The 12,058-nt window shown below is 59.9% G+C and carries 11 protein-coding genes and 2 pseudogenes; 6 read left to right on the top strand and 7 right to left on the bottom strand.

All coding sequences use genetic code 11. The annotated features are described in order from the left end of the window. Nucleotides 1–152: 152 nt before the first annotated feature. A pseudogene (locus tag ACLKMW_RS22680) lies at nt 153–425 on the bottom strand (WGR domain-containing protein). A 290-nt stretch (nt 426–715) separates the two neighbouring features. Between ACLKMW_RS22680 and ACLKMW_RS22675 the strand changes: the two are divergent. Further along, entirely contained in the window at nt 716–1,243 is a 528-nt protein-coding gene (locus tag ACLKMW_RS22675; RefSeq protein ID WP_415726805.1) for a hypothetical protein, read from the top strand. Between the two features lie 167 nt (nt 1,244–1,410). Here the strand turns inward: ACLKMW_RS22675 and ACLKMW_RS22670 are convergent, their stop codons facing one another. Beyond that, the gene (locus ACLKMW_RS22670) at nt 1,411–1,719 is read right to left on the bottom strand and encodes a hypothetical protein (RefSeq protein ID WP_415726804.1); all 309 of its coding nucleotides are present in this window, start codon (nt 1,717–1,719) and stop codon (nt 1,411–1,413) included. Between the two features lie 472 nt (nt 1,720–2,191). Between ACLKMW_RS22670 and ACLKMW_RS22665 the strand changes: the two genes are divergently transcribed. The 3 genes from ACLKMW_RS22665 to ACLKMW_RS22655 all read left to right on the top strand — a co-directional run bounded on the left by ACLKMW_RS22665 (nt 2,192) and on the right by ACLKMW_RS22655 (nt 5,423). Beyond that, nucleotides 2,192–3,415, top strand: a complete 1,224-nt coding sequence (locus ACLKMW_RS22665; protein WP_415726803.1) for a PcfJ domain-containing protein — start codon at nt 2,192–2,194, stop codon at nt 3,413–3,415. A 571-nt stretch (nt 3,416–3,986) separates the two neighbouring features. Further along, entirely contained in the window at nt 3,987–4,325 is a 339-nt protein-coding gene (locus ACLKMW_RS22660) for a hypothetical protein (protein ID WP_415726802.1), read from the top strand. Nucleotides 4,326–5,078: 753 nt separating this feature from the next. Then, complete coding sequence (locus tag ACLKMW_RS22655) at nt 5,079–5,423, top strand: transposase (RefSeq protein WP_415726837.1); 345 nt, start codon at nt 5,079–5,081, stop codon at nt 5,421–5,423. A gap of 336 nt (nt 5,424–5,759) precedes the next feature. Here ACLKMW_RS22655 and ACLKMW_RS22650 read toward each other — a convergent pair whose 3' ends face one another. The 3 genes and pseudogenes from ACLKMW_RS22650 to ACLKMW_RS22640 all read right to left on the bottom strand — a co-directional run. After that, nucleotides 5,760–6,272, bottom strand: a complete 513-nt coding sequence (locus tag ACLKMW_RS22650; RefSeq protein WP_415726801.1) for a hypothetical protein — start codon at nt 6,270–6,272, stop codon at nt 5,760–5,762. Between the two features lie 64 nt (nt 6,273–6,336). Then, nucleotides 6,337–6,915: a P-loop NTPase family protein gene (locus tag ACLKMW_RS22645; protein ID WP_415726800.1), complete on the bottom strand. Its 579-nt coding sequence runs from the start codon at nt 6,913–6,915 to the stop codon at nt 6,337–6,339. A gap of 254 nt (nt 6,916–7,169) precedes the next feature. Continuing rightward, nucleotides 7,170–7,713: pseudogene (locus ACLKMW_RS22640) on the bottom strand (DUF1612 domain-containing protein); the annotation flags it as partial. A gap of 832 nt (nt 7,714–8,545) precedes the next feature. Between ACLKMW_RS22640 and ACLKMW_RS22635 the strand changes: the two are divergent. Next, nucleotides 8,546–8,917 (top strand): hypothetical protein, encoded by a 372-nt coding sequence (locus ACLKMW_RS22635; RefSeq protein ID WP_415726799.1) that lies wholly within the window; start codon nt 8,546–8,548, stop codon nt 8,915–8,917. A 713-nt stretch (nt 8,918–9,630) separates the two neighbouring features. Continuing rightward, nucleotides 9,631–9,879, top strand: coding sequence for a hypothetical protein (locus ACLKMW_RS22630; protein WP_415726798.1), 249 nt, complete (start codon nt 9,631–9,633; stop codon nt 9,877–9,879). A gap of 461 nt (nt 9,880–10,340) precedes the next feature. Here the strand turns inward: ACLKMW_RS22630 and ACLKMW_RS22625 are convergent, their stop codons facing one another. Beyond that, nucleotides 10,341–10,625 (bottom strand): hypothetical protein, encoded by a 285-nt coding sequence (locus ACLKMW_RS22625; protein WP_415726797.1) that lies wholly within the window; start codon nt 10,623–10,625, stop codon nt 10,341–10,343. Next, nucleotides 10,609–11,895, bottom strand: a complete 1,287-nt coding sequence (locus ACLKMW_RS22620) for an integrase catalytic domain-containing protein (protein ID WP_415726796.1) — start codon at nt 11,893–11,895, stop codon at nt 10,609–10,611. Before ACLKMW_RS22620 ends, ACLKMW_RS22625 begins: the two co-directional genes overlap by 17 nt. Between the last annotated feature and the right edge of the window lie 163 nt (nt 11,896–12,058).

Raw genomic sequence — 12,058 nt, 5'->3', positions numbered from 1 at the left:
TCCGAGCACCTTTATTCCGCAGATGTGGAATTTTTGTTGCAGGGCGGGAAACCGGGTCCATTGGCCAAGTAGCATCCTGCAAGAGACGTCACCTTTCCTAGCGACGGCGATCCTGACGCTGCTGCGCGAGTTCGTTGCGCGGCGCAAGACATTCACCGGGGTGACTCGGTACCGGCAGTGTTCAGGTCGACATAGCCGCGCCGGCGCTTGGCGCGTTCAAGTCTCAGGAATGCAACATCGGCCTCTTGATCCTCATCAAAGGTCTCGACCTTGGCCTGGCCTTTCGTTCCGATCCGCCCCCAATTGCGCATGAGCGACGCGCCCTCCAAACAGCGTCGCCTGGACCGCCAGCACGTAAAATCGTTGCATATTGCGGTCGGGTCGATGCGGCGAAGATAAAGCGGTGCGGTCGCGGGTTTTGGCATGCGCGATTCTCGCCTGGCGCGTGAACGGCGTCCAACGCGTTTGTTGAATCGGTCTGCACCAGATGATTCACGACGGTGATGGGTCCGCTTCAAGCGAATGGGCACTTGTTAACCACCTGCGATGCGACTGGCCCGGGTGCCGCGGAAAGCGGGCGAATACCGGGTAGTTTTAACAAATAGCCGCCCTCAAACTCGGCAGCGTCTCCCTGACCATGCTCGCATCATTATTGTCGAATGCATACCGCGGCCGGATCGTTATCAGACGGACAGCTCTGAACCGGGAGAAACCCATGCGTTATCTGAACTTCGTATCAAAGGCCGCCGCCGCGCTGCTGCAGGCGATTCTCCATGTGATCCTTTCGGTCGTCGGCGCATTTTGCCGCCTTCTCGGCATTGCGCCGCCGGCAATGCCGATGCTGCCTCAGCCGTCGACCACCCCTGAAGACGTCCGCGACGAGTATCGGGAAGCAATTGCGGCCGAAACCGCCGACAATCGATATGCAAATGATCTCGGGAAGGCCGTCCATCGGTATGCGTCGGCCGGCGATCCTGACATCCGATCCGCGGTCGACCTCAGCGCCTTGTCGCCTGCCCAAATGGACTGGTTGCTCGGACTTGGGGATGAGGATCTGAAACGGCTTGCGACTGCCGGTCCGAAGGCTTGCGAGCTTGCCGTCCTGGGAAAGCGTTCGGGGGTCGTCGGCCTTGCCGCGCCGGCGGCGACGGCGCCGGAAATCGAAGGCCCGCACTCGGTGAGAAACCTTTTAGTCGATCGAATCCGGGCAGCCCAGGCCGCACGCACGAAGCTCGCTTCGTAGCGCCTCCCACGCAGCTTCGTGCCGCTGCCGATCCCGCGCGATCACGCATGCCTTTGCGGCATCTCGCGCCTGCTTTGCTCTGAGAGCCTGGAAGTGCCGGATAGCCGCTTCGGCTTCCGGCACTTCCTGAAGCAGGTCGCGGAATTCCTCATGGATGCAATCTTCGGTCATGCCGGCCTCCGCTGACGGTCGATGTAGGCCTGCCGCTGCGCCAACGCCCGGCGCAATTTGGCGATCTCCGCATAGGCCGCGGCGAGGTCGCGGACGGCCTGCCGCGCGATGAGGCCCAGCTGTTCCGCGTTGCCGAGTGCTGCGACAACGGCGGCATCATAAGCCGCCTGTTCACGCGCCTCGCGGTCGGCGCGCACCGCCTCCATGGCGCGGGCATGCCCGGTGTAGAGCAGGGCGCCAATCCCCGCGCCAAGCGCGGTCGCCTGCAATCCGACCGCCGTGCCGATGTCCATTCCTCTGCGCATGCGTCCCTCCTGTTGGTTGCCTGCAACCCTGCCTGGCAGGATCCAGGAAAGATCTAAAGCCGCCTTCGCGAAATTATTTTCTCGGCATGGTTTGTGGATGGCGGCAGGCGAGGCAACCTTCCGTCAACGGATTGCTCTGGTTGTGCGGTTTGCACCAGGCAAAGCTTCGGCCAATCCTTTCTTCAGACAGGCAAGCAGGAGGGATTGTCATGGATAGAAACCGGAAGGGGATCGTCACGTTCAGCACCGGCCTGCGGCTGTCATCGACCGATTTATTCAATGCCCTGCGAGCTTCCACAATTTGGCTCATCAGTGGAAGGCCGAAAATCGACGGCTCGATCGCGCAGAGGCCATGCCCTCATCTCGGCGTTGTGTTCCGCGATGATGATCGTTCACCGTTTGAGGCTACCAACCTCCACACGCTCCGCATAAAACAGCCTCGGCTCGCCGTCTCTGTGGCGGAGGTGGCGCGATGAACCTGCGCGGCTTGCACGATCGCGATGTCGAAGCGATCGAGGAATGGTTGGCCAACATCGCGGCGGAGGAACGCCTTAACCTCGGCCACATGGCTCTGCTGCGCTGCAGCGTCGGCAGGATCGCCGCCAACAATATCCGCAGCGAATACCCTAAAACATTGGCCGAAGGCTGGAGCAGCCCGTTCCCCAGGCGTGCAGAGCTGCGCCACATCGTCGACTGGCTGGTGTCGTCGGCGGCCGAGGGCGCCGCGTGGCTGGCCAACGTCGACGAAAAGTGCCGCCCACGCAAGCTGCTCAAATGCTCGAGCTATGCCGATCTCCTGCGCGAGGCCGACAAGGCGATGGACCGCAAGAACGCGCAGTCGGCGAAGGCGCTTGGCCCTGACGACGAACGGCCGGTTGCGGATCTCGCCGACGGCTTTCGCCTTATGCAACTGCTCACGCCGGCGGCGCTCGATCTAGAATCCAGGCGCGTGCATCACTGCGTCGGCCACGGTTCCTATGACGCGGAACTCTTGTCCGGCGATATCGAGATTTACTCGCTGCGCGATCGAAACGGGCGACCGGTCCTGACCATCGAGATCGGCCATGCCGCCCCTGAGAAATATGGCGAAGGCGCTGAATCGTCGGATCGACACCGTGAGATCGTCCAGATCCAGGGCAAGCGCAATTGCGCACCCGATCCCAAACACCTCGAGCTTTTGAAGCCCTATGCCCGGCAAGCCGACTGGAAGGGCCGCAAATATTACTGGCCCTATGTGATCGACGTCGATGGGATCGAACATTACCTCGATGAAATTCCGGCAGGCACCATCCTGAAAAGCCTATGCGTCATCGATACATTCTCCGCCTCGCTTCCCGGCGGCCTGACCGTACTGGGCGACGCCTATATCGGCCGCAACGTAACGGAGTTGCCGGAGAATCTCGACGTGGGCGGCAGCCTGATGATCGCCAGCGCCAGACCTTTGCTGCTGCCGGAGAGCCTTCGGGTCGGAGGCCGGGTCCGGCTCTGGCACGAATCCGACATTCAGCGGCCGATCCCGGCGCATCTGGTCGAGAAATTCGAGATCGCGATGGGCAAGGCAGTAAAGAAAATGGGCGGGGTCGACATGCTTCCGCACCAGTGGCTGCGGCTCTTCGACGACCTCGACGGCATCGACCGCGTCGACCACGACGGGATTGCCGCAGGGGATGCCGATCCGGCAACACCCACGCCATAGCTTGCTCCATTTGCCGAGCGCATAGTGTCCCGGAAGACGCAGGCAGGGCTTACCAACGGAGGTCGCGTGACGGCAAAGGCTCACATAGTCTGACCAACCCGCGCATTGGACCGTGATCACCGACGTCCTTCAGTTCCGCCCCCGCCCACGTCCGCCCACGCTTCGATCATCTAGTGTGAGGCATCCCGCTCGAAGGGACGGCCGCACAGCTCCAGCGCAAGCTGCCAGATGTGGGCGAGTGGACAATTCACGCAGTAGGCAAGTGCGATTAGCCTGTTTGGACCGAGCTTGACCGCTATATAGGACATCAACTCCCTACGAACTCTGGCTTTATACTCAGCGTCAGGAGTTGCGGTGATCATGATGTCGCTCATGGCAGTGCTGTTGGGGTGATCGGACTCAGCGCGGCCAGGATTCGCAGGCGATGCCGTCGTTGTCCGCACGTCTGCTGCGGTCTCGATCCCACGATTAACGGCACATGAATGGCGGGTTCGAGTTCGGTTCAGCCGCCACGTGCAAGTCTCCCGTCGTCGAATTATCGAGCTGAACGTTCAAAAACGGGAGAGAACTCATGTTCCGGAAAATCAAGATCGCAGTCGTGTCGGCAATTTTAGGTCTGGGTACCCTGGCCGCCGTGCCGGCAACGGCGCAGGCTGACAACTTCTATTTCGGGATCAGCTCACACGGGCCAAGCTTCGGATATCACGGCGCCGGTTACGGCCATGGCTACGGTTGGGATCGGCGTGACTGCACTCCGCGCAAGGCCTTGCGCAAAGCCCAACGCATCGGCGTCCACCGTGCTCATATCCGCAGCGTGAACCGGCACACGATCCGCGTCTCCGGACGCAAGCATGGTCATCGCATCAACGTCACCTTCGCCAAGGCCCCGCATTGCCCAATCATCCGTTGACCCTTCTACCGAAAGAGCGGAAAGGCCGGATGTAAAGCCGAATTTTCTTTTCGTGGGATATATTGGCACCAACGCGCGCTATCGTGTCGCCGGCAGCTATGTCATCCTAACTATGCGGGCGAACCCACGCGAAACCGTAAGGCCGGCGCGACATCCCAAGCCCCGGCCACGCGCCGGCCTTGTAAAGCCGACCTGCGCAAACGTTTCACTCCCGCGTCTACCCCCCTAAACTGGGGAAGAACCGCATTGCGCGCACAACATCATTGGATCCGCCGCCGGCCTTTGTCCGCGTTCGTCAGGCGATCCTCTCAGGATGGAAACTACAGAGGCCGTCCCTGCGATCGAATTAGGCCCAGAGCGTTGATTGATCGAAACATCGCTTGCTCATCATTGGTCTCGTCCGATAGAGCTCGGCGCGAGAAAAAGGTGACCAGGGCTGGACGCTGGATCGTCACCAAACAACACGAAACAGTGATTGATTGCGCAAGTTGTTCTCATCAAGGAAGTGACTATGAGGAGGCAGATTCGACCATTTGTCGTGGAGGTCAAACAGAAGCGGGGCAATTCCAAGCAAGGCCGTTCAATCTGGGGCGATCTCGACTTGTCCGCTATTGTCGCCGAAACAAAGAGGGAGTCTGGGGATCCGGAGTTGTCAAACCCGGAACTTATTGACTCTAAGGTGACATCAATTGATGCTGAAGACGGGTATAAACGGCGAGCGGAGCATCTCATGGCCGACCTTAAGGAAGCTGAATCACCTCAGACCCCCGGCGAAGCACCTGCAACGGGGGAAACACCTTTAACGAAGAAACAGGCTCCACGACCGAAAACAGCCAAGTCCCAGCCAAAGCGGTCTCCTCAGAAGGCAGTAGACCAAGCACCTGCTGTAACCGACGCTCCTGCTGCAAGCCGCCGCATGCCGGCATATCGGAGCAGACTTACTATCAGTGGAAGAAGTCGGCGGCCCCCGCCTCAACGAACGGGGATCTGAAGGACCTGCTCGCGCTCGAGGAGGAGAACGTCCGGCTGAAGAAGCTGCTGGCCGAACGTCTGCGCGAGGAGAATGCGGAGCTGAAAAAAAGGCTCGGGCTCGACTAACACAGGCTCATCGCCCGTACGTTAGCTGCCGTGCGCTTCTGACTACCCCACCCGCCCGTTGCGCAAGGATTCTATCTGATCGCCCTGCGTCGGGTCGGGCTCGGGGTGCCGCAACTGAGGGCATGCGCTGCGGGCCCTGGTACGGGTCGTTTCAACGCCGTCGAGATCCAGGCATCGAAGTGGATGACGCTGGCGATCTCGGAACAGGTAGATCGCCGACTCACGAAGGAGCGGCACCCAATGCGCCATTTCTGACCCATCCGTGACCTTCATTGTCCGCGTTGCGAACGGCAGTTTCGCGCGCATCTCGGCCGTATAGATCCGCACTGCCGTGGCCTAGTAGCAGACATTGACAGAACCTAGTCTGGTGAACCGGCGGCGCCGTTTCGGGACGTGCAACTGCGCTGGCGGCGATAGCTGTCGATTTATGCCGCCGTCGGTTTTGGCTGCGCTGAGATTTTCTGTAGAGTCTGGAGCATCAACCTCATTCGCCTCGAACAAGGCACGGACAGGAGAGCCAGCCCTAATCGCAACACTCGTGCCGAAAAGCGTAAGAAATGCCGACCGCCCGATGGCCTGAAGCCCCTCTTTGTCAGTCGGACAGATCCCGACGACGCGCAACCCTCCTGTCTTGTCCATGGCGTGGAAGACGGCGGCGAATGGCGGAATGTCCAGCAGTGAGGCATCGTGCAGAACGACGACCGAAGCGCGCCCTACGAACGATGCCAGCCCTGGATCAACGGGACTTACGCCAGCAACGAATTGCTCGACGTCGAAAACGAACATTCCATCCGTGACGTTCGACAAATCGGGAAGACGTTCTCGGCCGAAGGAGCGCGTCACCGTCACGGGCCTAGTCCCAATTTTCTCCCAAGCAGCGACAAGCTCCTCGAATGCGTCCTCGCATAGCTGCTCACCCGACGCGAACCAGAGGATTGTCTTGGTCGGCTTCGGCTCTGAACAGGTCGGCAGCCGTTACTGCCACCATCCTCAGTTTACCCGCGCCATACGGCATATGGACCAGCACTTTCGCGTCCGGCACATTGAGGGCTTGCCGCAGCTGACGATACCCAGCCGTCTGGTGCGGCCTCAGCAGGTCGTTAGGCGTAGCCTGAAGGCTAGCTGTCACTGGCGATTCAGCAAAGCTCGTCGCCAGCGATAATGAAAAATACGACAGGAATTTCTCAAGCTTTGCTGGATTGGTAACCGCACCCCGCAATGTCGGGACTGGATCGGCCGTCGGTAGCCGCAGGACCTGGCAGATTTCTACTGCCTCGGGAACTGTTAGCCGGTCGATCACGGTCTCCCGGATTGCCGGGTCCATGAGAGCAGCCGCTTCACCGGACGTGTGAACTAGAAATTCAGCCAAGCCCGGTTGAGTGACCGCTTGGGGTTTCAGCCGCCCCAGCAGCTCGACGGAGGACTTGCCCGCTAACTGCTTCAGCCGATCTAGCGGCACGCGAGCCAATATCTCGGTGATCTTCGGCGCCAATACTTGTCCTCCCGAGCCGTGTGCCGCCGGACAGCCCGGGTAGTCCCAGTCCCTCCGCCGCGTCTCAGAACGCGAATCATCAGAAGAGATGAAGGATTCGAATGTTTACTGCAAATGCTATTCAACCCCTTCGGGCATCAATGGTGAATATTGTTACAGAAGGCATGAGTTTGGCCGCAGCTCAACCGCAGGAAGCGAACCCCGTACGCGGTCTTACACGACGGTGCAGCTCAGTCTGCCCGCCGAACAAGATCAGCGAACAGGCGCACGTCGCGATCGCGATGCCGACGGCGGTCGACGGGAACCGATTTCAGGCCAAGATTGAACGCGGCGAGATGCGAGGCGGTCGTCAGGCCGGCCTGGCGCAACATCGAAGCGGCCAGCAGTCGGCCGAGCCTGGGCGCGCGCTGCAAGACCTGCAGTTCGCTCCAGCCGTCGAGGGCGATGATCGCCCGCAGGACGGGGGGCAAGCCTTCGCTCGCTGCAAGCACGCCGCGCCATTCATCCAATCGTTCGCTCTCGTCCCAGTCGAGGTCATAGACCGCGGATCCTTTACATGGGCTGCGGGCGCTTTTGTCCTGGCCAACAACGCTGCGTGCAGCACTGGTCCTCGAGCTGGACGAGTTCACCGTCGATCCAAAGCGAGGCGCAGGCATCGGCAAAGTGCATGCGCTCGATCCACCCCTCCCCGACCGGCGAGCGGGCGACGCGCTCGTCGAGCCGCACCAGGATTGAGGTCGCGTCTGAAATCGGCCCCCAAAGGCTTGGGAGAGAAATTTTCGTCACATCGTAAGGCATTGAAAATATGGTAAAGCATCAACCTGGATACGCAACGTCCCGGTATCAACGACGGATACGCCAAGTGGTTCTCGCAAAGATCGGCCGACCGGCATCATCGTCGCCGGTTCGACTTCTGCACGCTTTTCAGGAGTGACTCCGACACTTCGAGCCGTGGCCGAGCCTCAGATGTCGCATTTTCCGGCGTTTGGCGTTGCTTCCCCTCCTCGAGCCGGGCTCGCAGCAGCCATGACCATCGGCCAGGTCGAGAATTCCCTTCCCGCGCCTTGTCGGTCAGGCTGCGCAGATCGCCGCCGGCGCTGTTGATCTGGTCAGCCCGCTGGTAGATCGCGGCCGATGCCCTGGCTCTGGCAGCGTTTCCCGAAGCTCCTTTGCCAACAGCCGCATTGCAGGCTTGGCACACTTAGCGCAGTTTTTAGGTGACTTCGCCTCGCCCTATGTGCTTGAAAGGAATGGAAAAAGGGGCTTTCTAATGAGATTCTTGTTTGCGACGATCTTTGCAACTTCCTTTTCGTTCGGCGCTGCGGCTCAGGAGTGCGTCACATCAGACGAACAAATCGCTCAATTAGTCGAAGAATTTGGCATGATGTATATCCCGCAACCGGTCGCGTTCTCTTCAGGCAAATGGCTACAAACTCCAGACTAGCGTATCGATTTCGCCGAAGACGGGATCAGCTATCACATGCTATTGGACACTAATCAACCTGACTTCAAGCCGTCCCCACTTCGCTGGAAAGGACGATATTGGGAAGAAAGTGCGGAGTCTGGAGAAACATTGATTTGTTTACGTCTTTCACTTGAAAAAGAATACGAGCAGCAATGTGGATACCTAATGTCCCAGGCAGATAGCCCATTAACGGTCGTTAGAATACTTGTGCCGGGTTGTGGCGGAGATCCAGAGGCCCTGTCTCAAATTTTTGGCAGTCTGACGGCAAGAGACTTAAACGTTCACGCTGGTGGACCGGACCTCGTAAGAACCGGCGATTTTGTCGATGAAAGTGAAAGGGAAGAAAAGGAGGACGCAAATGCAGTAATCCTTGGGACCGAATATACCTCCATATCGTTGGTCGACTTCAAACTCGACAAAGACCAATTGGTCGGGCAGAGGGTTGCAGTCAAGGGCAGGATGCAACTCGTTGGAGAAATGGGCGTACTAGATGATCCGTACCAGATTTTGATGCAACACAGATTAGTGTCGATGTGAAGCAACTTGATCGTAAAGGGCGGTCATTCCTGCTTAAGAAATGTCCGGATGGCTGCGTTGTTACAGTGAAAGGAGTGGTTGGCGAAGTTGCCTTCGAGAACGGCATAATAGCGGAGTCGATAAGCCGCTAAGAGTTCGTTTGAGAAATTAGTTTCCTTTGGGACGGGATCGTGATTCACGCTGTTTATGTGGACACGAGACGCGAGGCCGGATGGCCACGATCGAGCGGAAGACAAAGCGTTACCCGACCGATCTCACCGCGCATGCCTCAAGCAAAATGTTACCGATAGTGTTGATGAGAGTCCTGCCGTTTCGTGCGGCCGCTTGAGGCCACAAAATCATCGGGCATTGCACGGCCAAGGGAGAAGCGATAATGCCGCTGGCTGTACCGAATGCATTCCGGTCCGCACGCGGGACAGCGGCAATGTGATCATGGCAATCAAGCAGGCTCGCTTACGGTTTCCCTTTCTGCTGCTGGGTGTCGAATTTGACAACGACAGCGCATTCATGAACGCGTTGGTCGTCTGCTGGTGCCGCAGCGCGGATCTGGAGGTCACACGCTGTCGCGCCTATCGAGATCGCCGATTCCTTGTGGTTACCTCCCGCCAGAGTCCAGCGCCGACGGTAGAATATCGCCGGCCGATGCAGGGCTTTAGATCTTTCCTGGATCTCTCTATGCCATCAGGCTCGGAGAACAGGAGGTCTACTTGCGCATGGATCATGGAACGGCAGTTGGACTGCAGGCAACCGCCGTCGGCATCGGCATCGCGGCCGTGCTTTCGGGCGGTCACGCTCGAGCCATGGAGGCGGTGCAGCGCGCCCGCGACGAGCGCGCAGCGCGGCAGCAGGCAGTCATCGCCGCCTACACTCAGTACGAACTCGCCGAAGCCCGCAGGGAAATCGCCAGGCTCAAGGCGTGGCACGAGCTCCTGACCGCCCCCCTCCCGATGAAGAAAGCCTGATGCACTCGCTTCGGGAGGGCATCGGGGAGCGTTCAGCGACTTATTAAGGAAATCCCCGAGGTGGAGGACGCGATCTTCAACCACGAGGTCGCCCGCCGCCGGAAGGTGACAGCCGAGTATGCCGCCCGCGCCGAGACCGTCCGCATCCTAGCGAACAGGCTCCGGGAGTCCGCGCCGAGGATTCGGGCGACGAGTAGCGCCGGACCGGGTGAAGGTGCGCTGCCGCTGGAACCTCGGCAAGGACTCCTACGGCCGGGACTCCTACGATGCCGCACTTGGGCCCAGTTGCCGCCAGTTCGCAGGCTTTCGGGCGTGCGTCACCCAGCTTCCCAAGGTCTGAATCCTTCAACGACAGCAACCAGTCCACCTGAGCATGCGTCAAACAGCCGATGTCCACGGCTCCACGAAGCGCGGGGTCGGGCTGTGTCAGGCGAAATGAGAAATTGCCCCCCCCTATTGCCTCACCGATCAATGTTACCGAGGGCTGCGGTGGCGACAGTGCTCGTATTAGCTGCCGCGGCGGCGGCAGGTGATACCGGCAAGCTCTTGATCCAGCCGCCATCGAGGATGACCAGCCCAGCCATTTCCATGCGCCAGGCCTTCACCAGCCGTTGCACCATTCTGATGTTCTTTTCGTTGAAGCGGGCTGGATCGATCTCCTTCAGCCGTTGCAGCACGCCGGCTGCCGAGAGGGCTGGGTCTTCCTTCAGCCATTCCTTGATCCGCGCCTCAAAGGGCTCGTACATGCTGGGTCTTTTCGGCCAGGGTTTGGTCCGCCGATATGGCCGCCGATGCGTTGGCCGTGTCTCGCCGTTCTTCCAAGTTCGCAGCGAAGCTCTGGAGATCGATAACCAATGGCTCCTCGATTTTCGCATTCAGGCCACGACGATCGACCCGCTTTCCAAGCTCTTCCTGTGCAGCGCGGATTCCGGCAAACAGCAGCACCGGGTCGGCTGTCTCCAGCAAGGCCCGTAGCCGCTCCTTATCGGCCTCGGCCACATTTGGATGAGCAAGGACACGGGCCGCGGGTGGAACGGGCGAATGATAGCGCTTGATCACTCGGGCACCGATGCGTGTCTTCTCCTGCAGCTTGAATGACGGCTGGAATAGATTGCCGTTAAGCCGCACCACCGCGTAGAGGCGTTCAAGGGCCGCCGTCGCATCCGTGCCGACAAACCGGCCATACCCCACCAGGCGGCGCACGATGGCGCCGTTCTTCTGTTCCACATGAGCTTGATCGTTCTTCCGATAAGCCCGACAGCGTGTCACCTCCAGATCCTCGCTGCGGCACCAGGAGACGACCAACGCGTTCATGAATGCGCTGTCGTTGTCAAAGTCGACACCCAGCAGCGGAAAGGGAAACCGTGAGCGGGCCTGCTTGATTGCCATGATCACATTGCCGCTGTCGCGCGTGCGGACCGGAACGCATTCGGTCCAGCCGGTGGCAATGTCGGTCAGCACCATCGTCTGCACGAAGCTCCCCGACGAAGACGTGCCCGAATGCGCCACAAAATCGACCTCGACGAAGCCGGGCGGCGGATCGTTCCAATCGCCGAAGGTGCGCACCGGTACCGAGCGGCGAACCGCCGAACTCATTCCTGCCCGGCGGCGCCGGCCGCCGCGAGCGACGATGCGGACCTCGGTCAAAAGCCGATCGATCGTCGCCGGGCTTACCGTCAGCAGCTTGGAGCGGAGTGCGTCATCCAGCCCAAGCCGGCCGTGCCGCTCAAGCGCCGGCAACAAGATCGGTATCAACGGTCGCAGCCGTTTGGAACACAGCCGCTCCGATGCCTCCCACAACACGATGAGCGCCTCGCGGACATCGCTGCCATAACGAAGGCTGTGGCTCTTGTTCCCGGATGGCTTCTTCTCGCGACCGCCCAGAACCCGGATCGCGTGCTTGCGATGATAGCCGGCGACCGCGACGAACTCATCCAGAATCCGGCCCTTGTCGTCTCGGCGCGCCACCAGATAACGCTCGACGATCGCCGCTGTCAGTTCCGACCGTGTCGCCATGCTGAGCCCCGCCATCCATCCCCCAAACCGGAACAGCAATTCATCGCCATCCCAGTTGGAGCATCGACACTATCGGTAACATTTTGCTTGAGGCAATGCGCCCCCGGACGAAAGGAAGAACTGACCCCCTCTCTTTTGAGAGGACGGATAGATGACGACAGAG

Source organism: Borborobacter xinjiangensis (genome assembly GCF_047739745.1).
Taxonomy (GTDB): domain Bacteria; phylum Pseudomonadota; class Alphaproteobacteria; order Rhizobiales; family Rhizobiaceae; genus Pseudaminobacter.
The sequence above is the reverse complement of the archived record's forward strand: the minus strand, read 5'-3'. Positions and strand labels throughout refer to the sequence as shown.